Annotated in this window: 23 protein-coding genes and 1 tRNA gene; 13 read left to right on the top strand and 11 right to left on the bottom strand. The window is 43.2% G+C overall.

Annotated elements, in window-relative coordinates; all coding sequences use genetic code 11:
• Nucleotides 1-382 precede the first annotated feature (382 nt).
• Entirely contained in the window at nt 383-2,782 is a 2,400-nt protein-coding gene (locus ACHZA1_RS14865; protein ID WP_320052651.1) for a TIM-barrel domain-containing protein, read from the bottom strand.
• A 393-nt stretch (nt 2,783-3,175) separates the two neighbouring features.
• Here ACHZA1_RS14865 and ACHZA1_RS14860 point away from each other — a divergent pair, with 393 nt between their 5' ends.
• The 3 genes from ACHZA1_RS14860 (at nt 3,176) to ACHZA1_RS14850 (ending at nt 4,959) form a co-directional block, all read left to right on the top strand.
• Nucleotides 3,176-3,442 (top strand): hypothetical protein, encoded by a 267-nt coding sequence (locus ACHZA1_RS14860; RefSeq protein ID WP_320052650.1) that lies wholly within the window; start codon nt 3,176-3,178, stop codon nt 3,440-3,442.
• Nucleotides 3,443-3,506: 64 nt separating this feature from the next.
• Nucleotides 3,507-4,424: an alpha/beta hydrolase gene (locus ACHZA1_RS14855; RefSeq protein ID WP_320052649.1), complete on the top strand. Its 918-nt coding sequence runs from the start codon at nt 3,507-3,509 to the stop codon at nt 4,422-4,424.
• A gap of 28 nt (nt 4,425-4,452) precedes the next feature.
• Nucleotides 4,453-4,959, top strand: coding sequence for an isoprenylcysteine carboxylmethyltransferase family protein (locus ACHZA1_RS14850; protein ID WP_320052648.1), 507 nt, complete (start codon nt 4,453-4,455; stop codon nt 4,957-4,959).
• 67 nt (nt 4,960-5,026) lie between these two features.
• On the opposite strand, the gene ACHZA1_RS14845 is transcribed toward ACHZA1_RS14850, so the two are convergent.
• The 3 genes from ACHZA1_RS14845 to ACHZA1_RS14835 all read right to left on the bottom strand — a co-directional run bounded on the left by ACHZA1_RS14845 (nt 5,027) and on the right by ACHZA1_RS14835 (nt 7,925).
• The gene (locus ACHZA1_RS14845) at nt 5,027-5,431 is read right to left on the bottom strand and encodes a VOC family protein (RefSeq protein WP_320052647.1); all 405 of its coding nucleotides are present in this window, start codon (nt 5,429-5,431) and stop codon (nt 5,027-5,029) included.
• 149 nt (nt 5,432-5,580) lie between these two features.
• Nucleotides 5,581-7,719 carry a Tex family protein gene (locus ACHZA1_RS14840; protein ID WP_320052646.1) on the bottom strand — a complete coding sequence of 713 codons (2,139 nt, stop codon included), beginning with the start codon at nt 7,717-7,719 and terminating at the stop codon, nt 5,581-5,583.
• A gap of 77 nt (nt 7,720-7,796) precedes the next feature.
• Nucleotides 7,797-7,925, bottom strand: coding sequence for an anaerobic C4-dicarboxylate transporter family protein (locus tag ACHZA1_RS14835; protein ID WP_320052645.1), 129 nt, complete (start codon nt 7,923-7,925; stop codon nt 7,797-7,799).
• 156 nt (nt 7,926-8,081) lie between these two features.
• Here ACHZA1_RS14835 and ACHZA1_RS14830 point away from each other — a divergent pair.
• Nucleotides 8,082-8,168, top strand: a tRNA-Ser gene (locus ACHZA1_RS14830).
• 2,280 nt (nt 8,169-10,448) lie between these two features.
• Here ACHZA1_RS14830 and ACHZA1_RS14825 read toward each other — a convergent pair.
• From ACHZA1_RS14825 to ACHZA1_RS14815, 3 genes are all read right to left on the bottom strand, one after another.
• Nucleotides 10,449-11,741, bottom strand: a complete 1,293-nt coding sequence (locus ACHZA1_RS14825) for a hypothetical protein (RefSeq protein ID WP_320052644.1) — start codon at nt 11,739-11,741, stop codon at nt 10,449-10,451.
• A gap of 175 nt (nt 11,742-11,916) precedes the next feature.
• The gene (locus ACHZA1_RS14820) at nt 11,917-12,477 is read right to left on the bottom strand and encodes a hypothetical protein (RefSeq protein WP_320052643.1); all 561 of its coding nucleotides are present in this window, start codon (nt 12,475-12,477) and stop codon (nt 11,917-11,919) included.
• 11 nt (nt 12,478-12,488) lie between these two features.
• Nucleotides 12,489-12,815, bottom strand: a complete 327-nt coding sequence (locus tag ACHZA1_RS14815) for a hypothetical protein (protein ID WP_321426935.1) — start codon at nt 12,813-12,815, stop codon at nt 12,489-12,491.
• Between the two features lie 139 nt (nt 12,816-12,954).
• On the opposite strand from ACHZA1_RS14815, the gene ACHZA1_RS14810 reads away from it, so the two are divergent.
• Nucleotides 12,955-13,614 carry a hypothetical protein gene (locus ACHZA1_RS14810; RefSeq protein ID WP_320052641.1) on the top strand — a complete coding sequence of 220 codons (660 nt, stop codon included), beginning with the start codon at nt 12,955-12,957 and terminating at the stop codon, nt 13,612-13,614.
• Nucleotides 13,615-13,718: 104 nt separating this feature from the next.
• Here the strand turns inward: ACHZA1_RS14810 and ACHZA1_RS14805 are convergent, their stop codons facing one another.
• Nucleotides 13,719-14,108 (bottom strand): DUF6591 domain-containing protein, encoded by a 390-nt coding sequence (locus ACHZA1_RS14805; RefSeq protein WP_320052640.1) that lies wholly within the window; start codon nt 14,106-14,108, stop codon nt 13,719-13,721.
• A 111-nt stretch (nt 14,109-14,219) separates the two neighbouring features.
• Here ACHZA1_RS14805 and ACHZA1_RS14800 point away from each other — a divergent pair, with 111 nt between their 5' ends.
• Together ACHZA1_RS14800 and ACHZA1_RS14795 are read left to right on the top strand one after the other, a co-directional pair.
• Nucleotides 14,220-14,462, top strand: a complete 243-nt coding sequence (locus tag ACHZA1_RS14800) for a helix-turn-helix transcriptional regulator (protein WP_320052639.1) — start codon at nt 14,220-14,222, stop codon at nt 14,460-14,462.
• A 69-nt stretch (nt 14,463-14,531) separates the two neighbouring features.
• Complete coding sequence (locus tag ACHZA1_RS14795; RefSeq protein WP_320052638.1) at nt 14,532-14,882, top strand: hypothetical protein; 351 nt, start codon at nt 14,532-14,534, stop codon at nt 14,880-14,882.
• 206 nt (nt 14,883-15,088) lie between these two features.
• Here ACHZA1_RS14795 and ACHZA1_RS14790 read toward each other — a convergent pair whose 3' ends face one another.
• The 3 genes from ACHZA1_RS14790 to ACHZA1_RS14780 are packed head-to-tail and all read right to left on the bottom strand — an operon-like array spanning nt 15,089 to nt 16,701.
• A complete protein-coding gene (locus tag ACHZA1_RS14790) occupies nt 15,089-15,259 on the bottom strand; it encodes a hypothetical protein (RefSeq protein ID WP_320052637.1) in 171 nt (56 codons plus the stop codon).
• A 26-nt stretch (nt 15,260-15,285) separates the two neighbouring features.
• A complete protein-coding gene (locus tag ACHZA1_RS14785) occupies nt 15,286-15,414 on the bottom strand; it encodes a hypothetical protein (protein ID WP_320052636.1) in 129 nt (42 codons plus the stop codon).
• 60 nt (nt 15,415-15,474) lie between these two features.
• Entirely contained in the window at nt 15,475-16,701 is a 1,227-nt protein-coding gene (locus ACHZA1_RS14780) for a site-specific integrase (RefSeq protein WP_320052635.1), read from the bottom strand.
• A gap of 255 nt (nt 16,702-16,956) precedes the next feature.
• On the opposite strand from ACHZA1_RS14780, the gene ACHZA1_RS14775 reads away from it, so the two are divergent.
• The 6 genes from ACHZA1_RS14775 to ACHZA1_RS14750 all read left to right on the top strand — a co-directional run bounded on the left by ACHZA1_RS14775 (nt 16,957) and on the right by ACHZA1_RS14750 (nt 24,270).
• Nucleotides 16,957-17,166, top strand: coding sequence for a helix-turn-helix domain-containing protein (locus ACHZA1_RS14775; RefSeq protein ID WP_320052634.1), 210 nt, complete (start codon nt 16,957-16,959; stop codon nt 17,164-17,166).
• Complete coding sequence (locus ACHZA1_RS14770; protein WP_320052633.1) at nt 17,163-17,492, top strand: HipA N-terminal domain-containing protein; 330 nt, start codon at nt 17,163-17,165, stop codon at nt 17,490-17,492. Before ACHZA1_RS14775 ends, ACHZA1_RS14770 begins: the two co-directional genes overlap by 4 nt.
• Nucleotides 17,489-18,475, top strand: coding sequence for a HipA domain-containing protein (locus tag ACHZA1_RS14765; RefSeq protein WP_320052632.1), 987 nt, complete (start codon nt 17,489-17,491; stop codon nt 18,473-18,475). Before ACHZA1_RS14770 ends, ACHZA1_RS14765 begins: the two co-directional genes overlap by 4 nt.
• A 174-nt stretch (nt 18,476-18,649) precedes the next feature.
• Nucleotides 18,650-21,283, top strand: a complete 2,634-nt coding sequence (locus tag ACHZA1_RS14760) for an ATP-binding protein (RefSeq protein WP_320052631.1) — start codon at nt 18,650-18,652, stop codon at nt 21,281-21,283.
• 1 nt (nt 21,284) lies between these two features.
• Nucleotides 21,285-23,111, top strand: coding sequence for a hypothetical protein (locus ACHZA1_RS14755; RefSeq protein ID WP_320052630.1), 1,827 nt, complete (start codon nt 21,285-21,287; stop codon nt 23,109-23,111).
• Nucleotides 23,101-24,270, top strand: a complete 1,170-nt coding sequence (locus tag ACHZA1_RS14750; RefSeq protein WP_320052629.1) for a DNA cytosine methyltransferase — start codon at nt 23,101-23,103, stop codon at nt 24,268-24,270. The genes ACHZA1_RS14755 and ACHZA1_RS14750 overlap by 11 nt, the downstream gene beginning before the upstream one ends.
• Nucleotides 24,271-24,521 lie beyond the last annotated feature (251 nt).

Here is a 24,521-nt window from a genome sequence, read left to right as displayed (position 1 = left end):
TCTCTAAGATAATGGCTTCACAGCCTACGATTCAAAATTAATTCACTTACGAGCAGTGTTCCCTTTTTTTGTCTTGTTCTTTACATATACTACAACCAACAGTAGGCTCACCCTACCTCTTTGTGCGTATTTTTACTTAGCCATCCTTGTGCTTTCGCCTTCCGCATCACGTTTACAGCGTATTGCGCCAGTAAAAAAAATGTACTTTTTTGGCGAAAATAGCATCAGAACACAAGCCCCAAGTATCAAGATTCACCAACGAAAAAAGCGCCTACCGCATTTTTGCGGGTAGGCGCTTCTGTTGGGGGCTTTACTGCTCACCTCTGACAGGGTTTAGAACCCTGTCAGAGGTAATTCAACCCAACCGTATTATTTGTCAAGATTAGTACTTCACCGTAGTTGGCTTTCCGTTGAATGGCACCGTTACGGTTAGCATTCCACCTGCTGCATCGAATGCGGGTTGCACCTTTTTGCCGTTGATGGTAACGGTAGCAGGTGCCTTATCAGCATTTACCACCCTTAGCGTAAGGGTGCGGCTGGCAGGCTTGCCGGGGTAGCTTCCGCCGTTGCTGGCGATGGTGATGGTACGCTTGCCATCGGCCTTAAAGGTGATGAGCTCGTACTGCTTGCGTTCCCAGCTCTTGTTGGTCTTTCCGTCGTCGTCGAAGAGGGTATAGCTCGATGGCTTGGCCGATGGATAGTAGGTAACCACCAGCTTAGCGGGGTTATACTGCTTGGTGTTCATCAGCCCCGGTGCCGTTGGGATAAACGAACCTCCCCGAACGAAGATCGGCATATCGGCAAGCGTTACCTTTTCGGTGATCCATTGGCCACCGGCAAGCACCCTTTGCGGATTCTGGTAGCTGTACCACTCGCCTCCTGCAGGGAGGTATAGCTTGCGCGAGGCGGCTGCGCTATCGAGCACAGGCGAGATCAGAAGGGCATCGCCCCACATGTACTGGTCTTCGGCCTTAAGGGCATCGCCGTCGGTAAAGCTGCGGAAGAAGAGCGGTTTTACCAGCGGCTCGGCGTTGGCCATGTGGTCGTAGCCTAGGGTGTAGTTGTAGGGCAGCAGGTCGTAGCGCATTTGGATGTACCTACGGGCGATGCTCTTGTAGGGCTCGGCAAAGAGCGCGGCCTCGCTGGGGTACTGTGGCAGCTCGGGGTTGAGCCCCTCCAGCGCGGTGCCATGGGGGCGCAGGATGGGCGAGAATGCCGACATCTGCATCCAGCGCACGTAAAGCTCGTTGTCCTGCTTGGCAAAGGTAAATCCGCCGGCATCGCTATGGATGTAGGGGATGTTGCTCATGCTCATGGTGAGCATAATGGGCAGCTGGGCGCGGAAGCCCGACCAGTGGCGACCCACATCGCCGCTCCAGGGGAAGATGATGTAGCGGGCGCTGTTGGCGTACCCGGCGCGGTTGAGGTTGAACAGGCGCACATCGGGGTACTCCTTCGCAAACTTGGTGAAGAGCATCTTATTCCAGAAGTGGCCAAAGATGTTGTGCACCTCGTTGGCCGCGTAAAGGCGGTTGCCGTAGCCCAAATCCTTCAGGTTATGGTACACATCCGCAGGGTGATTCTCGGGTTCGCCCAGGTCGCCCCACCAGCCCGATACGCCGATATCCATCTGCCTGCGGTACTTGCTCCAGAACCAATCCTTAGAGTCGTTGCGGAACATGTCGATGATGCCGCCCTTGCCGAAGTAGAAGTTCTGCAAGGTGTAGGTTTTGCCCAGGCTATCGACGGCCAGGAATGGGGCCGACTCCTCGTAGTACTTGGTTCCCCTTACCGTGTATGGCTCGGTGATGAGCACCGTGTTGATGCTGTCGGCCGTAAAGTCGGCAATCAGCTGCTTGGGGTTGGGCCACGCCTTACGGTTTACCCAATCGAGGTTGCCCACGTAGTTCTGGATGCTATCGCCAAACCAGAATAGGTCGATGATGATGGCATCCATGGGGATGCGCTCGGCCTTCATCTTGGCCTTGATGTCGCGCACCTGCGCCTCGCTGCGGTAGCCGAAGCGGCTCATGAAGCTGCCAAACACCCAGCGGGCCGGGATGGGCTGGGTGCCAATCATCGAGGTGTAGCGCTTCAGAATCTCCTCGGGGGTATTTCCTTGGATGAGGTAGAAGGTTAGCTCGCCGCTCTCGAAGCCCACGCTCATGCGGTTGGCATCGCTCTTGGCGATATCGGCAAAGCCCTTGGAGGGGTTGTCGAAGAAGATGCCGTAGCCGCGGCTCGACATGAAGAAGGGCAGGCTGTAGTTCAGGTTCTCCTCGCCCACCCCGTAGCCGTAGCTGGGACGGTTGTAGAGATTAAGGCGGTACCCGCGGCGGTTCATCGGGATGGCGCGCTCGCCACCACCAAAGATCTGCTCGCCGGGCATCAGCTCGAAGCTGAAGCCGTTGCTCGGCCCCTCCCTAAGGGCGGTTAGCCCGCTAAGGAGCGCCGTGCTGCCATCGCTAAGCGAAAAGGAGGAACCGTTATCGGTAACCATCATGGTGCCGAATCCCTTTGTTCGATCCCCCTTCGAGACCACCTTTACTTTCTGGGGCTTGGTGGTTACGGCATCGGAAATTTGCTGGGTACGGCTGTAGCCGTTGGGCAGGTAGGTTGCCTTTACGATTCCGTTACCCATACTCTGGAAGGTCCATCGGCCCTCCTTCTTTTGGCTGGTAAGGGATGCTGCATTGGGCAGTGCGGCCTCGCTCAGCTGAGCCACGGCCACCCCGCTAAGGGCAACAAGCCCGAAAATGCCAATCAGACGTTTTAGCTGCATACGCGTGTGTTTATCGCTTTAGGTTGATTCTCCTATTCTATTCGGCCAACAGCCCGAATTCAGCAAACGTTTGCGGAAAACTGGCGGTCAGCAGGTTGAAGGTAGGCTTTTGCGGCGAATTGGCAAAGGGGTATTTGAGGGGGCAAAACATAGGCCGCGCCAACCGATGCAGATGATTGCGATACCGATTTAAAGGGCGCTGAAGAGCCGATATACACCGCTGATAAATTGCGATACACTGCTATAGAATCGCGATACACCGCTGTAGTATGCCATACACCGCTGTAGTATTGCTATACACCGCTGATAAATCGCTATACACCGCTGTAGTATGCCATACAACGCTGTAGTATCGCTATACACCGCTGTAGTATCACCATACACCGCTGTAGTATGCCATACACCGCTGTAGTATCACCATACACCGCTGTAGTATCGCTATACACCGCTGTAGTATCACCATACACCGCTGTAGAATCGCTATACACCGCTGTAGTATCACCATACACCGCTGTAGAATCGCTATACACCGCTGAGGAATCGCTATACACTGCTGAGGAATCGCTATACACTGCTGATGTGCGGCTTGCTACCGCCGAGGAAGAGCGACAGCTGCCCCAATGGATGCCCGAGAGAGGACGAAAGCGAACATCGTTTTAATTTTCCCAAAAAGATTGGCAAATATCGGATCAAATGCCCACCTTCAGGTTGAAATTCAACCCCCATGAGCTACTCAATTCAACCGCTAGAGCTAACGCCCGACTACGAAGGTAGGGTCGTGGCAACCATCATCTCGAAGAGGACCAGCCAGCCCTCGAAGCGCGCCGTGCTGTACGTCCACGGCTTCGTCGACTACTTCTTCCAGGACCACCTGGCCGACCGGTTTACCGATGCGGGCTACAGCTTCTACGCGCTAGAGCTGAGGAAGTACGGGCGCTCGCTGCTCGCCCACCAGCACCCCAACTACTGCCGGGATGTCCGCGAATACTTCGAGGAGATCGACCTGGCAATCGAGAGGATATCCGAGGATGGCAACACGCAGCTGCTGCTGATGGGGCACTCCACGGGCGGGCTCATCACCTCGCTCTACGCCTCGACGGGGAGGCATGCCGAAAAGGTGAGCGCGCTGCTGCTCAACAGCCCGTTCCTCGAGTTCAACGTGGGCCGCTGCACCCGGCTGGCGTCGCTGGTGGTATCCACCATCTGCAAGCCATTCCCCTACGCCAACATCTGCGGGGTGCTCTCGCCCCTCTACGCGCAGAGCGTCCATAGTAGCCACAAGGGCGAGTGGGATTTCGACCTCGCCTGGAAGCCCATCGAGGGATTCCCCTCGTACTACCGCTGGATCTTGGCCATTCGCAACGGGCATCAGGCGGTTAAGCATGGGCTTAACATCAAATGCCCCATCCTGCTGATGCACTCCGCCCGGTCGTTCATCCCCAAAACCTGGTCGGACGACATCCAACGGGCCGACGTGGTGCTCAACATCGAGCACATGAAGCGCTACGGCAGGCAGCTGGGCCGCAGCATCACCTTCCACGAGGTGCCCGACGGGATGCACGACCTGACGCTATCGCGAAGGGATGTCCGCGAAGGCGTACTCGACAAGATGGTTGCATGGGCCGATGAGGTAATGGGGTAAGCGTCATTTAGAATAGGGAGGATGCCTTATGGATACGAGTAGGAAAAGAATAATACCGCCTATTTGGCTGCTGATTTTGATCTTCTTTACGCTGTACCTGCTGATCTCAATTGGCATCACCCACTTTCTAAGCCTTCCGGGTCATATCCCCTTCCCCTACTACTGGAGTATAGCCATAGGTTCCATCCTTTTGCTGGTTGGATTCTGCGTTTTGGATAGCGCCATCAAAACGCTAACCCTTAGGCGGGCTTCGGGAAAAGATATCTTTAAGCAAAAATCGGAAAGCAAACTGGTAACAACCGGCATCTACGCGCACGTACGCAATCCGGTGTACCTAGGAAACACACTGATGCTTTGGGGCTGGTTCTTCGTTCTTCAGTTCACCGTTGTTCTTTTTCTGACGATCCTATTTATGATCCACTTCTGCCTTGTGGCCAAGTGGGAGGAACGGGAGCTCACCGAACGATTCGGTGACGACTACCTGCAGTACAAGAAGAGGGTACCATTCATCATTCCTTCTCTTAAAAAGCGATAGAAAGATTACGGTGTGGAGTAAACTTAAAATGTAACGAAAGCCGTAACCTGACCGCGATGCCTCTCTCCTACTGCGGCATTGTACTCTCATCCATATAGAAAACCTCCCACAGGTGTCCATCGCAATCCTGGAAGCTGCGGCCATACATAAAGTCGTATACCTGAGGTTCACGAGGCTCGATGCCACCTGCGCTCAGCACCTTTTCCATGAACTCATCCACCTCCTGCTTGCTGTTTATCTGAATTGAGAGAATCACCTCCGAGTGTGTTGCTGTATTACAAACCTCCTTAACCGTAAAGCCCTTGTAGAATTTTTCGACAAGCAGCATCACAAAAATATTCTCACTGATAACCATGCATGTGGCATTCTCGTCGGTGAACTTAGGATTAAAAAAGAATCCAAGGTTGGTGAAAAACGCTATCGAGGCTTCCAAACTCTTTACAGGAAGATTCACAAAGATTTTCTTTTCCATAACCTGATGTTTTAGTTTGCTAGTAAACATTGCTGGTTAGGGTATGTTCATTCATCAAAAACACGTAGAAAAAATAAAAAGGACGAGCATCAACTCGTCCTTTTCATATAAGATCAGTGTAAATCTGTTTTATCTATGAAATCGGCGTTCTACAGCCCCTTCATCGAGAGTTGGATGCGCTTGCGGCTCTTATCCACCTCTACCACCTTCACCTTTACGTGCTGGTGCAGCTTCACCACGTCGAGCGGGTTGGCTACGTAGCGGTCGGCCAACTGCGAGATGTGCACCAGGCCATCCTGCTTTACGCCCACATCGACAAACGCGCCGAAGTTGGTGATGTTGGTTACGATGCCCGGCAGCACCATCCCCTCGCGGAGGTCGTCGATGGTGTGGATATCAGGGGCAAACTCGAACACCTTGGCGGCCGAGCGGGGGTCGCGCCCCGGCTTGGCGAGTTCCTGCATGATGTCGTTGAGCGTTGGAAGCCCCACCTTATCGTCGACGTACTTGCTCAGCTGGATGGACTTGCGCAGCTGCTCGTTTTCGAGCAGGTCCTTAACCTTACAGCCTAAGTCCTTGGCGATCTTCTCCACCACGTAGTAGGCTTCGGGGTGAACGGCCGAGTTGTCGAGCGGATTCTTGGCGTTGTCGATGCGGAGGAAGCCGGCGCACTGCTCGAACGCCTTAGGCCCCAGCTTGGGCACCTTCTTCAGCTCGGCGCGGCTGGCGAATGGGCCATTTGCGGTACGGTAGTCCACCACCCCCTGCGCCAGCTTTGGGCCAAGCCCCGACACGTAGGTGAGCAGGTGCTTGCTGGCAGTATTCACGTTTACGCCCACGCTATTCACGCAGCTCTCCACCACCGTATCGAGCCCGTTCTTGAGCTTGGTTTGGTCGACATCGTGCTGGTACTGCCCAACGCCAATCGACTTTGGGTCGATCTTTACCAGTTCGGCCAGCGGGTCCATCAGCCGACGGCCAATGGATACGGCTCCACGAACGGTAACGTCGTACTCGGGGAACTCCTCGCGGGCAGCAGGCGATGCCGAGTAGATGGATGCCCCATCTTCGCTCACCACGAACACCTGAATGTCGCGGGGGAAGCGGATGCGCTTCACGAAGGCCTCGGTCTCGCGGCTGGCGGTACCGTTACCGATGGCGATGGCCTCTATCTTGTACATCTCCACGAGCGTCTCCACCTTCTTCATGGCGGCTACGGTCTCGTTTTGGGGTTGATGTGGGTAGATGGCCTCGTTATGTACTAGGTTACCCTGCTTGTCGAGGCACACCAGCTTGCAGCCCGTGCGGAAGCCGGGGTCGAGGGCCAGCACGTTCTTCTGCCCCAGCGGCGACGAGAGCAGCAGCTGGCGAAGGTTCTCGGCAAATACGCGTATGGCCTCCTCGTCGGCCTTCTCCTTCGAGATGCCCATGAATTCGGTTTCGATGGATGGCCCAAGGAGGCGCTTGTAGCTGTCGGCAACCGCATCGCGCACAATGTCGGCAGCGGGGGTACGGTTTACCACAAATATCTTTTCGAGGTCGGCAATGGCCACCTCGTCATCGTTTGGCCCTATGGTAATCTTAAGGAAACCCTCCTCCTGCCCGCGGCGCATGGCCATCAGGCGGTGCGAGGCGCAGCGCTTCAGCGGCTCCGAGAAGGCGAAGTAGTCGGAGTACTTGGCGCCCTCCTCCTCCTTGCCCTTGGCCACCTTCGACGAGATAACGGCATCGCGACCGTACACGCGGCGCATGGTGTTGCGGGCGCGGGTATCCTCGCTCACCCACTCGGCAATAATATCCTTTGCCCCTTCGATGGCCTCTTCGGACGATTCGACCTTATCGTTCAGGTATTTTAGCGCCAGCGACTCTACGTCGCCGGGGAATTGCTTGATTAAGGTTGATGCCAGCGGCTCCAGCCCCTTCTCCTTGGCGATGGTGGCACGCGTGCGGCGCTTCTGCTTGTAGGGCAGGTAAAGGTCTTCGAGCTCCGATAGAACGTAGCTGCTCACGATCTTCTTCTTCAGCTCATCGGTAAGCTTACCCTGCTCCTCTATCGACTTAAGGATGGTTTCGCGGCGCTTCTCCACCTCGTCGAGCTTGCCATTTTGCTCAGCAATGCTGCCGATGGCCACCTCGTCGAGGGTGCCAGTGCGCTCCTTGCGGTATCGGCTTATAAAAGGAATGGTTGCCCCTTCGGCCAACAGCGCGAGGGTGTTCTCCACCTGCCACTTCTGCAATCCCAAAGCAGCAGTAATCAGGCTGACATGCTTTTCGTTAATATCTGACATTCGTTTTTCGTATTTGAACCCAAGTTTACCAAGATTTATCGAGATGGACAAGGATTATAGACTTTAGACATTAGATGCTAGATGTTAATCGAGAACCTTCCTGGTACAGCCAACCCCATTGTGCCCATAATCCCAAGGCCAATTCCACCCAAACGAGCACCAACAAAGATTGCAGTAAGAACAACAACTAGCTCAATCCAAAACATAACGATACTTTATTCGAATAATTTTGTCGCAAAAGATAAAACAACCACCCAAATAAGCCGCTCAATATCTATTCGGTAGAAGAATATTCGCATTTTACCCCCATTTTTTTTGGCATTACCCTACCAGAATAGCCTCTTTTTACTACTTTTGTCGCCGGAGAGATGCCAGAGTGGTCGAATGGGCCTGACTCGAAATCAGGTGTACTGCTTGCAGTACCGGGGGTTCGAATCCCTTTCTCTCCGCAGATTATCAAGCGCTTACAAAATCAACTGTAAGCGCTTGTTTTTTTATGTTGCACACGTTTTGCACACGGCTTGAGGGAAAGAATGAAAACGGATGATAATTTATAAGCAGGGTTCCTCAAGATGGGTAGTATTCTTACTTGATTTAAGAAAGCCTGACATGTCTACTACTTAACTGAATAAAAAGAATTCATCAGCGGGTATTTGAGAATGCAGATTCAAGAAACTAGAGCTTCAGTAGAGACTTTAATAATCCCTTAATGCATACAGACAAAGGCTCTATGGGGCACTTGGAGAAATCGTTTCAGAAATCACCAACTTCTATACTCTTTATAAATATTCCACTTATGCTACTGGCTATAGCTCAATAAGGAACTTTGGAGAAATCGTTTCAGGAATCATCAGCTCCTAGGTATCCATTAAATATTCCATTTATACTACGGGCTATTGCTCAATAAGGAACTTTGGAGAAATCGTTTCAGGAATCATCAGCTCCTAGGTATCCATTAAATATTCCATTAATGTTACTGGCTATAGCTCAATAAGGAACTTTGAAGAAATCGTTTCAGGAATCATCAGTTCCTAGGTGTCTTTTAAATATTCCATTTATGCTACGGGCTATAGCACTATAAGGAACTTTGGAGAAATCGTTTCAGGGATCATCAGTTCCTAGGTGTCTTTTAAATATTCCATTAATGTTACTGGCTATAGCTCAATAAGGAACTTTGGAGAAATCGTTTCAGGAATCATCAGCTACCAGGTATCCCATTAAATATTCCATTAATGTTACTGGCTATAGCTCAATAAGGAACTTTGGAGAAATCGTTTCAGGAATCATCAGCTCCTAGGTATCCATTAAATATTCCATTAATGTTACTGGCTATAGCTCAATAAGGAACTTTGAAGAAATCGTTTCAGGAATCATCAGCTACCAGGTATCCCATTAAATATTCCATTAATGTTACTGGCTATAGCTCAATAAGGGACTTTGAAGAAATCGTTTCAGGAATCATCAGCTCCTAGGTGTCTTTTAAATATTCCATTTATACTACGGGCTATTGCTCAATAAGGAACTTTGAAGAAATCGTTTCAGGAATCATCAGCTCCTAGGTATCCATTAAATATTCCATTAATGTTACTGGCTATAGCTCAATAAGGAACTTTGAAGAAATCGTTTCAGGAATCATCAGTTCCTAGGTGTCTTTTAAATATTCCATTTATGCTACGGGCTATAGCACTATAAGGAACTTTGGAGAAATCGTTTCAGGAATCATCAGCTCCTAGGTATCCATTAAATATTCCATTAATGTTACTGGCTATAGCTCAATAAGGAACTTTGAAGAAATCGTTTCAGGAATCATCAGCTACCAGGTATCCCATTAAATATTCCATTAATGTTACTGGCTATAGCTCAATAAGGGACTTTGAAGAAATCGTTTCAGGAATCATCAGCTCCTAGGTGTCTTTTAAATATTCCATTTATACTACGGGCTATTGCTCAATAAGGAACTTTGAAGAAGCCATTTCAGAAATCATCAGCTCCTCTACTCTTTATAAATATTCCATTAATGTTACTGGCTATAGCTCAATAAGGGACTTTGAAGAAATCGTTTCAGGAATCATCAGCTCCTAGGTATCCATTAAATTTCCCATTAATGCTACTGCCTATTGCTCAATAAGGAACTTTGGAGAAGCCATTTCAGGAATCATCAGCTCCTAGGTGTCTTTTAAATATTCCATTAATGTTACTGGCTATAGCTCAATAAGGAACTTTGAAGAAATCGTTTCAGGAATCATCAGCTACCAGGTATCCCATTAAATATTCCATTTATGCTACGGGCTATAGCTCAATAAGGAACTTTGAAGAAATCGTTTCAGGAATCATCAGCTACCAGGTATCCCATTAAATATTCCATTTATGCTACGGGCTATAGCACTATAAGGATATTTGGAGAAATCATTTCAGGAATCATCAGCTCCTAGGTATCCATTAAATTTCCCATTAATGCTACTGCCTATTGCTCAATAAGGAACTTTGGAGAAGCCATTTCAGGAAGTGGCAGCCTTAAGTATTGCTATGATTTCGCGACCCTTTCATGCGCTGTCTGGGATGAAGCGTTCTTCGAGGCTATAACGTTGCCCCAAAAAAGCATCGGGATTTGGCGAAAAGCCAAATCCCGACACAAGCTTCAGCATCGATAATTCTAGAGCATTTCGTGAGGTTGATATGACAGGGCCTACTTCGTCAGCTGTCAGGGAGCCATGTCTGCATCAACAGCTTTAATCCCAATCATCATCCCAATCATCATCATCAACCTCTTCCTCCTCTTCCTCCTCGTAGCTCGCCTTTCTTCTACCTCGGAAACCGAACAAATCATCATCATCGTCGTCATCGTCTGCTATTGGGCTATTTAGGTAATCGTAGAAGTCATCGTCGTCATCGTCATCTAGATTATACTGCTCCCTAGATTTGGAATGAAAGGAGCATCCTCTGTTGCTGGGATCCCAAGCTTCCTCCGTTTCCTCATACCTCAACCCATTGAACAATTGATCGCTTGAGGCTACATGGTTAGCTTGCTCCCTACCTTCCCATGACCTATTCCCATACCCCAAAGGCTCGTCATGGCTTACGCTTGAAGTACGCGTATCCTCCAACCCTGCCAGCATCTCGTCCGTGAACTCAAGGCTATCCCATTTGTGAGATGGAGCATCTTCAAAGAAGGGATCGGCCACAAAGCAACCATTCCTGTCCCGAATCCGTTTGGGCTTTTCTTGCTCCTCTTCTTCACCGTCATACCTGGCGGCCCAACTTGGCTGAAAGCTGTACCTCTTTTTGTCCCTACGATCCAGCAATAGGGTAAGACTAAAGCTATTGGGACTAACAAACTTGCTAAGCAGGAGCCTGCCGTCTGCTCTGTCCTTCCAGCTGAACTGTGCTATATCTATGCCTTGGCTATTGATAAGCTCATCCAGCGCGGCTTCATCGAACGTGCCATCGCTTAGCAGCACCATCCTAATTTTTGCTACGGTACTAGGATCCTCATTGGGGTGGAGCTTAAACCATGCAAGAACGGCATCAATTTTCTCCAAGGCAGCCTTGTTCTTGTAGTTAGTCAGGTTGAGCAACTTGACATTTGTTTTCCTCCGGTATTCAAGAAAGATGCTTTTCTTTCGCTTCTGCTTGACGACCTCGTAATCGTTATGGCCAACCTTCTCAATAACACCCATGTCTCGCAGGTAGTTCATGGAGGTTAAGTCCATTCCCCAGCTGATGTCCTTCTTGAGTCTCCTAACAGCTACCTCAATCTGGCTGGATTCCAAAATGTTGAAATGCCGCTTGGCGCAAGAGTTGCATACCTCCAGCTCGTTGAGGGTGTGCTGGTTTACAAGAACCGTTATGTTTTTGACTTCCCTAGGGCTGCAGGGGCACATCTTGTGCTCTGAGGTATGGTAGCAACCTCCCATCCCCCATTCCTTCTTTGCTTGGTTCCATTCCTGAGACTTGCTTAGGCTAAGCACCTTTTTTTGAAGCATTGTGGAAGGGTTGTCTGCAGTTCTTTTGATTTCTGCCATTGTTTTTATGGTTTTTAATTCAACAAAATGTAAAAAGGCTTGGTTCGACTAGGTAATGCAGCCCCCTGTTGGATACTGCATTACCATCCTCCTGTCGAATCCGATTAAAGGGAGGTGCCAAGGCTCCTGTAGGTTTTAAGGCTATGGACAGCTTCTAGCTATCTTGTTGGGTTGGCTAGTGAAAGCATCTTCCGGGCGATTTTGGACTTGTCTTTTTAAAGATCGGAATAGTATCGATGCTACGGCCGCGTGGTACCCTGCTTCGAATGGTATTCAGAAATATGCGGTTTACAAGGCGTATTAAGCCGATCTGCTTTACCGTGCGCTCACGCTTCCACTCGTAACCAATGCTGTGGTACTTCTCGAATAGCCCCTTATCTATGAGCTCTTCCTCAAGGCAGAAGCGTAAGGCGTCAACGTATAGAATGCTATCCAGCGAAAATTTGGCTTTCATAAATGAGTTGAGCAGCGCTAGGCCGCACAGGTGAGGGTATCGGGACATGCAGCAGCCTCCAGCCTCCAGCCTAGCCCCATTCGTTCGGTTGACAAGCATTACTGCTATGGTACGTGTTGTACATCCGCATATGCACGGCATCCCATCCTCATCGTGGTGAAATCCGTAAACCTTCCACTCTTCAATCGCAAGCTCGAGGGACTTGGATGAGCTGAGCTCAACTAGGTGCATAAGAAATTCGGTCTCCCACGCAATTCGAGTCTCTTTGTCAATTTTACTCATTTTTGTATTGTTTAGTTGTTTAATTTGTTGATACTGGATTGTCGTTGAGCCGATTTTACAATTAGGGTTACGGCCTCACCCTTGCCGCTAAACGGATCGGTCAGCTGGCCTTCGCACCAATCCTCTAGCTCGGGTATGCTGAATACCAGCCGCTCGCCAGCTTTTCGGAAGGGAATCTGCTTTTGGGCCGTCAGCTTGTAAAGCCTGGACTTGCTCATGGGGATGCCTCTCTCCCTGACGAAGCTGATGGCTTCGATGGAGTTCAAGGCAACCCTATCTTTTACCCAACCTTTCTGCGTGCTTTCGGAGCATCGCGTTAAATCATTACTTTCGCACATAATTTTAGACCTTGTTTGTTAATCATGATGCAAATATGGGGTGGCAAGGCAGGCAAAGTCACGTAAGAAAAGCCCCTTGTATGACCCTTATTTGCCCTTTGATAAAAAACAGCATCATGCACTTATAAATCAACACTGTATGGGAAAGACAATTTCAGGAATTACTCAAAATAGCAAGGAACTAAAAAGCTTGTTGGAAGAAGTCTGCTCAAAAAATGGGTGGCTTGCTCCTGTTACTGGAAGCGATAGAAAGGACTTGGTTGCAAAAATACAGGAGCGCCTAATAGAGCTCTACCCTGATTTTAAAGTTCGCCCTTCAATTCAAGAGTCGACATTAAGCAGGCTCTTCTGTAACGAAAAGTATGCCCATTCTTTCGGTATGGCTGAAACGCTAAACCCGCTAGCAAGGATGGCTGATCATGAAAGTTGGGTTTACTACGTAGAAAAGAAGAAGAGAGAAACCCAGCACACGAGCTACCCTAATTTCAATGCCGTTAACCCTACCGAGGAAGAGACGTTCTATGCGGTTGACCTTTTTGATGATGCAGAAAGGCTTCCTGTTGGCTCCATCCTAAGGATGGGATGGTACCCGCATCGCTATGCAGACCTTGAGTATATGGGGGACTGTGAGTTTAAAGTTGTAAGATACGCAGGCGCCACTCCTGAAATGTTAGGTCGTGTGGTGACGGGACGATGGTTTGAGGTGGTGGATATTAAGCCGAACCCGAATCAACGGGATGCTAAGCAGGATATTGCAGCTGTTCTCGGTGATGCCGAATACGAGTTTCTTGGCTTGTAGGCTGCTGATTAAAGCATATTCAAGAATAAATGAAATAGAAAAGTCCTATACTCCCCAAATTAATTGTTGGAGTATAGGACTCAATTATTGGGGCAGTAATTATGCTACTTCATCATTTCTGTAGCTGCATTGGTCAGCTTCGTTTGAAGCTTAGCAAACCTGCTCATCTGCTCTGAGGTCAACGTTGTGCTTGCATTCTGCAGCTTTTCGCCAAGCTCGTTGGCCTTATCCATCATGGCTGGATATTCAGAAACTGCGGACATGTCACCCGTATTTGCCTTTTTCATCAACTTAATGTACTGGTCGATATACTCTTCATAGCTGTTGAGGACATCATCCCAATTTTCACTGCTCGCTGTTTCAGTAGTTGTTTCTTTTCCTGTCAATTCTGTAGTTGTGGTGGAATCGGTACTTCCTTTTGTTTCCTTACTTCCACATGATGTTGCCAAAAGCACTGCAGAAAATACCAATGCTACGAACGTAATTTTTTTCATATCAAAATGATTTTTTGAGAAATTCGAAAGCAAATATAACACTCACACTGGTATGTGTATCTACGGATATTGATTTTTTATCATTGGATTGATAAAAAAATTTATATCCAATTGAAAACTAAGATAGAGCAACACGTTATTGATGCAGTAAAAAAGAAGCGCTTGGAGCAGAATATCTCACAGGCTACGCTTGCTTTCTGCTTAAACGTTTCAAAAGGGTTTATCGGAGACGTAGAGAGCCCTAAGATGCGCGCCAAGTACAACCTCAACCATATCAACGAGCTGGCAAAATTCTTCAACTGTTCCCCTAGAGAATTCCTTCCTGAGAGTTTTTTTGATGAAGATGCTCTTTAGCGAAAAAAGGCCAATCCTGCTGCATAAGTCACTAGTACCTCGTAGGTTCGCTGGAAATCTACGTTGCTTATGTTACTGGAATGTGCTGTGCGGGTATCCGTATACGAGCTGCTAAAGGATAGCCGATTAAATGCTGAATGGATAGCTAAAGTCATACCATCATTTAGGATGCTTTCAAGAGGTCTCAAAATGAAGCCCAAGCAAGCCATAATCTGGCTTGTGGTGCATGAGCTGGGCAAGGATAAGCCTGAGGGCATTTCATTGAGCGATATAGCCTCCTTTTCGGATGCCTCACAGACCGAAGTTTTTGGGTTTGCTGAAGAGTTTAGGTGGCTAGATCGTCGAGGGTACATAGTAGAGGTCGGATTACATAAGCAGCCCCTATCTCTAAAGAGATACAGGTGCGAAAAGGGCTACTAGGTGCGCATTTTTAATTATGCAATAGTTGCTTCACTTACTTCACTATGTTCACTTGCTGCAATTAGCATATAGGAGATTCTCCTTTATTAGGCCTCATTAATGAAGCAGGTGAAGTAAGTGAAGCCCGTTTCTATAATACCATTTTACTATGAGCCGCGTATGCCTATATAAGTCAATAAGGTATGGGATAAAAAAAAGGATGCCTGTTAGCATCCTCTTTTCTTAAGCTTGAAGCCTAGGTCGTTGACTAGGTGGCTTATTTTATCTATGGTTCGTTTGGTGTTGGAATCGTCAGCGCATTGCTCATTAAGCGTAGCTATAGCCTGATTTAAAGCCTCTATGGCTTGCTGAACCTTCTGCTTGTCCATATTCTTCATCTAGACTCTTTATTGAGATGTTTGAACTATAGCAGGTCAAGCACTTCCTCTACGAATCGCTTATTCTCTTCGTGCTCCCTTTTAAGCATATCGAGCTCTAGCTCTTCCTCAAAATCCTCGACATTGGCAATGATGTACTCTAAAAATCCTTTCATGGTAGGTTGCTTTGTTGTTATGTCACTATTGACAACCTATATATCCTACAAAAGCAGACTTTACAAGGAGAATTGGGTTAAAAGTGCCGCGTTTTTAATGCGCTCTTCCCGCTCAAAGCTGGCTAGATAAGATTCTGTCGTTTTAAGGTCTGTATGGCCCAACGATTCGCTGATGTAGGCGATATTGGCTCCTGAACGCTTTAGAATGGTAGCATAGCTGTGGCGAGCTGTGTAGGTGGTAATCTTACCAATGCCGAGCTCTTCACCTATAAGCTTCATGCGCTTGTTGATACGAACAATTACATCCTCAAGAATTGACTTTCTTTCAATAGGTGATTCCTTCCCTTTAAGAAAAGAAAAAAGGTAATTATCCTTACTAGGAGCATTGCCCCACCTATCAATAATCCTCTGAATTTCATCGGTAACTATAATTCTTATCTCTTTTCTACTCTTGGTGGTTCGAGCTGTCTTTTGTCGCACGAAGCATATCTCGCCATTAATGATGTCCGAAAATCGAAGCTTGATTAGATCTGCAATATTGATACCGTTACAGAGGTAGCACATAATCCACAAGTCTTTGTACTTCATGGTGGCTTCATTTGTAGTGTTATACTCAAAAATCGCCTTTATCTGGTTTTTGGTAAGGGCCTTCTTGTGTGCTTCCCCTGTCTTGATTTCAAACTTGCCCCGTCCAAACGGGTACTGAGACTCTTTTACTACTCCAGCCCTACGTGCATCGTTCATTACTATTCGAAGGTTTCTAAAATGCATGCCAATCGTGCTATACTTCTTGGTTTTAAGCCATTCCTGCTCGCATAGCTTTAACCAATTCACTGTAATAGAACTAAACTGAATATTAGCACCACCAAATCGTTCTATTAGCAGCAACGTATTAACGAACAGCTTCATCGTGCTGATGCGTCCATCTGATTTGAGTTCCTCAATCTTAGCTCGAATGGCTGTATTTACCGTATCGCCTGTTCCACGACCAAGCCTAAGATTTAAGAGATCAAAGGAAAACTCGCCTCTTTCCACCATATACTCTACATTCTTACGTACAAGAGAAAAGCTGCTCTCAATTTCTTCTTTCAATTTTTTAGCTGATGTCGTTTTGCTTTGCGGTAGCTTCTCCCATTCATCTTTGGAGATGCTTCTTCCGGTAGAGTAGTACTCGCGCTGGCGCTTATAGTTTACTCTGATCTTGATAGGGTACTCATTTCTAGAATTTAACTTTCGAGGATCAAGCATAGAGGAGACGGTAATGCCGTCTTTCGAATACGAAAACATATAAAAATGATTAGCTCCAGCAGCGGAATTGCTGCTGGAAGTCTATATATCCTATATTTTCGAGATGCATAAGCTGCTTGACGAAGATTGAATGAGGATTTCAATAGAAGATTGAAAAATATAGTGCATTACAATGCACTATATGGTGATATTTCAATGCGTGAAATAATAAGTGTGACACATAGTGCTTTAAAATGCACTATGTGTTGAAATAAATAAATAATATTGTATTTTTACATAAAAAAGAGCGGCAAAATGCACTTTGAAGAGTTGATAAAAGCGCGAAGAGAAGCGCTGCAGGTGACTCAGGAAACCTTAGCAGAGCTATCTGGCGTGGGGTTAAGGACGCTTAAGCAGCTTGAAAGCGGGAAAGGAAACCCGACGCTGCTAACACTACAGAAAATAGCCGATGTGCTAGGCTTGGAATTGTACCTAAAGCTTAAAGATGTAACTCGTAATAAATGAGACAAGCAAGAATTCTATACAAAGATGAAGAAGCTGGCATCCTGACACAGCATGATGATGGCTCATTCACATTTCGTTATGATACTCGTTGGATAGCAGATAGCAGCAAGCCTGCTATTAGCTTGACTTTACCTAAAACGGAGCAAGAATACCATTCAAAATTTTTGTTCCCGTTTTTCTACAACATGCTTCCTGAAGGTTCCAACAAGCAGGTGGTATGCAAGCATAACAGAATAGATCAGGATGACTATTTCGGACTGCTGATGACCACTGCAAAGAGCGATAGTATTGGAGCCGTGAGAGTAATTAAAATTGAAAATGCATGAGCCTACCTGAAATAAACCATTGCCCAGGCACATTAGCCGAAGGCTTCAACACCTATAGCAGGACTTGCTTAAACAGAGTATTTCAGGGTAAAAAGGTGCATCATGTGCTACCATACGACTCACCAACATCTAATCCTGAAACAGGTGAACTCTTTGAAGAGAACCAAAAGCGAATGTCCATTTCTGGAGTACAGGAGAAATTCTCCGTATTGCTTGAGAAAAATAAGCTGCGGCTTATCAATGAAGGTGAGCGCGGAACCTATATTTTAAAGCCAATCCCAAGGGTAGGTAAAAAGCCTGACCAAATGCCCGCTAACGAGCATTTAACCATGCAAATAGCCCGACAGGTATATGGCATAGAAACAGCTGAAAATGCCTTGATTTTCTTTAAGGATGGTACTCCAGCGTACATTACCAAGCGATTTGATGTAAAAGAAGATGGAGTTAAGTTGGCGCAAGACGATTTTGCATCATTGGCAGGAAGAACACCACAAACACATGGGGAACATTACAAGTATTTAGGGAACTATTTGGAGCTATTCCAGCTGATGGAAGCACATCTACCTGCTTACAAGTTGGAAGCACTAAAGCTGCTAAAAGTGTTGATTTTTAACTACCTGTTTTCAAATGGCGATGCTCACTTTAAGAACTTCTCACTGTTGGAGACTCCAATGGGAGATTATCGCCTTAGCCCTGCTTACGACCTGCTAAATAGCCGGATTCATATAGATGATCGAGATTTTGCTCTTGAAGATGGCCTGCTGCCAAGGAACTTGGCTCAAGGGAAAGTTAGCAAGCAGTTCGCCATACTTGCAGAGAAGGCAGGTGTCAACGAAAAGATATTTAATGATTTGATGACGTTAATGGTTTCAAAATCTGATTTGGTTGAAAAAATGGTGAGCGCTTCTTTCCTGAATGAAACTACAAAAAGGAACTATTGGCAGTCGTATCAGGGACGTTTAAATCAGTTGTTGAAGATTTAATGTAAGTTGTGGATAATCTGCTATGTGTAAAATGGCCTAAGACGAAAAGTCCTGCATCGTATTCAAAGTAATAAACAAAAGAATATAAAATGCAGACAAATTTGGTGCAGTAAGTTTAATACTATAAATTAGCCATGTTAACTTTTTGTGTGACAACAATCTTAAAATTAAAATATGAGATTTACATATAACCCTAGAGTTATTAAACAATTAGGCACTGAACTAATTACGTCAGATAGTGTCGCTCTAACTGAATTGATCAAAAATTCTTATGACGCAAAAGCATCTCAAGTCAACATATTTTTCCTTGATGATATTAAAAATATTTGTGAAAAAGATCTTGTTGTTCCTATTCACGAAAGGATTATTGCTGAAATCTCTAAAATAGGAGGAAATCTTATTTTAATTGAGGATAATGGCATCGGAATGGATGAGTATCGTCTTCAAAAAGGCTTTTTTGAAATAGGATCAGATATAAAAGAAACAGAACAGAGGCAAGCAAATGGGGCAGATTTAACCGTAATTTTAGGAAACAAAGGAATAGGTCGTTTATCTGCTCAAAGACTTAGTCCGATCTTGTTTGTAGAAACAACTGCTGAACAATGCGATTTAATCAAATTGGTAAAAGTCAATTGGGTAGAATTAGAAAAAGATGCGAACGCTGAAGCTCAGAATTGGGATATAGAAAAAAGTTCTAAAAAAACGTATACGAGACTATGGCTATTGGGATTACCCGATCAACCATTGAATTTTTCTAAGTTTTTTCATAAAGTAGAAGAACAGTCCAAAGATTTATTTGGAACGCCATATGGCCCTAAATTACATTATTACAAGACAAACGAGGATGTTTTGTCGAAGTTAAATTTCTTGTACTCTCCGTTTGAAGTAGAGAATAACCCTATCTCTTTAAAAATTAAATATAATTCCACTCGCATAAAAACGGACTTCAACAAGGATAATTTAACAATTGCGGAATCTCTTCATAAATTCAAAATACAGAAAAGTAAAACAGGAGAACTTATTTTATCAGTAGAATTAGACATAAGACCTTGGTTTATTCAAAGAATACATCATAGCCAAGTTGGTGATGGTCTTTTTCAAGACTACAAAAAAGATCCTTCATTCTATCGCCAGTTACAGCATAAGTATAGAGAACGGTACAATACGAGTTTAAAGGATATAATACTGATAAGTTCATATTTAGAAAAGAGAATAAAAAGAGAATCAAGTAAGATATCAAGTGATGATTTAGAAAAACAAGTGGCTACTAATATTTCTAGCATAGAACAAGTATCGCCAATTGAAGGAGAAATATATTCTTTTAAAAGAGATAGAAGAATGCTAGAGTTGGCATATAATTCAGCCAAAGACAATGGATATATTAGTAATGAAAGTCAACTTCATGATATTAAGGCTTTTTTAGAAGCTTATAATGGTGTTAAACTATACAGAAATGGATTTAGAATAGCAAATCTTGGAGATAAAAGCAGTGATTGGTTAAAGTTACAGCAAAAAAGAACAACAGGTCAGCAATTCTATAGATTTGAATTAGGAAATGCTTTGGGGTATGTTAAAATCAATGACCCCAAGCAGGAGTATATTTCCGAAACAAGTTCACGAGAAGATATTACAGATAGACCAAATAAAAAGACCTTATCTGATTTGTTAGATTATATTTTTAATGAATGCTTTTATTATCTGACTAGAAATGCTGTAGGAATAACTAAAGATATTTTGGATGAAGAAGGGCTTATTCCTAGAAATCAAAGTCAAGATATTGAGAGAGAATCAAATTCTGCGAAAGAATTACTAGTTGCTGCGGAAAAAAATCTAAGTGCGTTTTCTGAAGCATTCAAAATAATTCGAGAAAATAAAGATTTAGATTCTGAGATTAAGATTAATACAGTAAAAAATCTATTGGACTCGGTAGATGGTTTAGCTCAAACACTGGGAGGTAGCCTGCAAAATAGTTTCAAGGCTTTAAGATCAGCAGACACAATATTAACTATTGCTCATCAAGAAAAGAAGCGTATAGAAGTTGAGACTTATAACAATTATAAATTGATGGCTAATGGATTGGTTACTGAAGTTATTACGCATGAACTTCATTCGCTTATTCAAAATGACCATTCGGTTGATTACGAAGAGAAGATAAACCTCGTTAAGAAATATCTATTTGAACAAAACAATCCAACTCTTTACAAAGATAATTTATTCCCTGTTAAGCAACATTTAGAGCAGGTATCGCACAAAATGTCTGAATTACAACAATTCTATAATTTTTTAGAAAAAACTTTTGTTTATAGTGGTAAGACAGATGATTTCGAACAACAAAATTTGAAATCGTTCTTAGTGCTATTTGAAGAACGTAATAAAATTAGATTGGATAAATATAAAATTGATATTGATATTACTGAAGCGGATCAGATTTTTTCTATTCCACGTGGTGCATTCATGCATATGTTTTATAATCTTTTTGATAATTCTATTTATTGGATCGGAGAAAGGCAAAGCAAAGCAATATATGACAAATCATTTCAACATCCTGATAAAGACAAAATCACTATACGAGTAAAGGATGGTAATTCATTACAGTATTTTGACTCTGGTATCGGTGTATTAGATAAATATCAATATACATTATTTCAGCCTCTAGTGTCAGGAAAAGAGAATGGAAGAGGTATGGGAATGTATATTGTACGCAAATTTTTGGAATCATTTGATGCTAAAATTGAATTACTTAATGATAGAAATAAATATGGTAATCGCTATATTTTTGAAGTAACTTTTAATTCTAATGTTGAATAAAATGGAACATTTAAGAAAAATAATTAATCATTTAGACGTGTCTTGTGTTGTATTTATCGAAAATGGTTTTGTTAAATGTGACAAAGCAAACGAATTAATCTCAAAGTATTTACTGTTACCTCTTGTAAATAAACAAAATATTATAAATAAATTAATTCGATGTAGTTATAATGAATTGGCAGAAAAATTATCTTTGTTTGAGAAGACATTTGCCAGTCTTAATCATGTGGAAACAAAATCTACTTACCTAGAGACTGGAGATATAGAATCTTACATTGGAATACTAGACGATAATCAAGGGATTGAAGCTCTGTTAAGTGAAGTATGCCAGTTTATACACCCCCACCCTGATATTATAGACATATTTTTTCAATATGGTGTATTGGGAAGTTATCCCTCTCAATATGACAACTTGTTAAAAGAATTTTTAAAAATCGATTCTACAGTTGGAGTATTGCTTTATTCTAACATTACACCAAGTGAAATAAAAATATTTGAAGAAGATGTTTTATTATTCCTTAACAAAAAGACTAATAAAACATTTATTTCAATTATTGATAATAAATTAGGCAGCGGAGATGATGAGGGTGTAAAAATAGCCAATGAATATATTAAAGGTATTTTAGATCAAAATACTAATATTTCTGGTTACTCAATTGTATTTACATCACAAACACCACCTGCTGATAATGTTAATATTGACAATGGTTATTTTCAAGTAGTGACAAAAAGTGAATGTGCAAACCGTGATATATCCCATGCTCTTTCTTTAATTGCCTTTTCAAGAACATTTTCTTATATTCATGATAAGATGCGCGAAGCTGTAGATAATGTTCCTTCAATTATGAGAGAACATAAACATAATATAGCATATATTATTGATAAGGCGAACAAAGAAGGAATGTTATCATACGAAGCGATTAGTCTTTGGTATGAGAATGCTATAAATTATAGTATCAATCAATCTATTAAAACTGAAGAAAATGCATATCTCCTTTCCTCAATAGGATTGGCAAAAATGGTAGATTCATCATTGATACTACATGATGATATTAGTCAAAGTTTGCAAGAAATAGGTTCTAATGAATTATTTGACTTTTCTATTAACGCAAAACATCTGCCCATTGCTCCTGGTGATGTATTTCAAATAGGGAAAAAATCATATCTAGTTTTAGTAGGACAAACTTGCGATTTAGCAATACGATCAAATACTTTTAAGCGAAATGCTTTAGTTGCAGAACTACTTCAAGCAAATTTTAGAACTATAGAAAGTGTAAATAAATATTACGAACTTAAAGTAAATAGCCAAGACATAAAAGCGGACAAACACAAAGAATGGATAAGTGATAATGTGAAACGGAAAATAGGCAGATGTGAAAATTATCTTTTATATAATGGATTTAAACATAATGGAGAATTGGGATATTTAAAAATACAATATAAGACCAATAATTTGAAATTAGTTGGGTTTGAAGTGTTAGATCTTTGTATGTATAACGAGAATGGAGATTGTAGTATTGACACCGTAGTTGAGTTAGATACGAAGTTGCAAAATTATTTGACAGACTCAAATTGTGCGAATTATAAGAATATTCAATCTAAATTAAATTCACTTGTTAATATTACAGATGAAAAGGTGATCTCGTTATTAAAAAACGAGACAAATGGGATCTTAGAATATAAACAAGAAGGTAATTTAATTATATTCCCTTACAAACGTGTTTGTCGAATAAAAGGAAATTTCAACAAACTTATACATCATAATTACTGGCACTATCGTAGTCGCATAGACTTAAATGAGATAAATCTATCGAATAATGAAAAATAAAATTTTTAAAATATTATCTATATTTACAGGTGGAGGATTCTTAGATATTGGATTTATAAACAATGGTTTCCAAATTGAAGAGGCTGTTGAAATAGATCAATCTTTTATCTATGGACATAATAAGGGTTTTGAAAGTTATTTTGCGACTTCAAATAACTATTACATCAAGAATAATCTAATATCTAATACTTTGATAAATCGGCCTATAGATGCATCTGATGACCTAGAGATTAATAAATTAGGTAAAAAACATCATAATATTTGCGGTATTATTGGAGGCCCACCATGTCAAGATTATTCAACGGGAGGGAAAAATGCCGGAGTAACAGGTAACAGAGGTAAACTTATTTTTAGTTATTGTAGAATTGTTGATAGTGTTAAACCTGATTTTATAGTATTTGAAAATGTTACAGGTCTTGTAAGTACAAAGGTTCACAAAGAAGAGGGATTTGATATATTAGTAAATAAACTTAAGGATCTAGGCTATGAGATTTGGTATGATGTACTTAATTCACTTGAATATGGATTACCACAAGATAGACCTCGTGTTGTTCTTGTTGGTTTTAGGCGTGAAATAGTAACAGATTTAACAAATGCTGGTTATATTCTCGAAAAGGATAATCTTAAATTAAAAACTGAATGCTTAGATAATGTTGTATTTAGATGGCCAACTGTATTATATCAACACCCCAAGAAACTCAAATGGCCCACTAGAAATACTTTTCGGAATGAATTATCTAAAGGTAACCTATGTTTAGATTTAGAAATTTATGATTCAATGACGGTTACCAGTGCATTTTGTGGCCTATCAGAGCAAACTCCAAACCAGAATGAGTTTTTTAAACCTAAATCTAATAAATTTGATACGATTGAAGAAGGTGATACTAATAGGAAGTCATTTAAACGATTGCATCGGTATAGGTATAGTCCAACAGTAGCATATGGAAATAATGAAGTGCATTTGCATCCAACTGAGGCAAGGCGTTTAAGTGTTAGAGAAGCCCTTCGTTTACAGACAGTTCCAGATAATTATATTTTGCCCAAAGACATGACTTTAACTTCTAAGTTTAAACTAATAAGTAATGGTGTACCTACTAAAAAAGCAGAACTTATTGCAAAAGAGATAAGAAGAACTTTATTATTATGGAGTCAACTTTAAATCTAAGTTTTGTTTCTACCTAATTTACATATAAAATACTATATAGTGAATATTATTATTTATAAAATATGAATGTTGATCTTTTAGAATGATTGGTTGTTTTAGAAGTTACACATCAATTTGCCTTTTCCTTTGACTTATAAATCCAGTAATTCTCGCGTTTGGAATAACTGTAAAATTGCTGTCATAATCTTCAGATGTAAGAAGAGCAATTAATCTTTCATATTGACGCCATTTTTTCATTGGATATT

It is taken from the genome of uncultured Acetobacteroides sp., from assembly GCF_963667355.2.
Taxonomy (GTDB): Bacteria; Bacteroidota; Bacteroidia; order Bacteroidales; family ZOR0009; genus Acetobacteroides.
The sequence above is the reverse complement of the archived record's forward strand: the minus strand, read 5'-3'. Positions and strand labels throughout refer to the sequence as shown.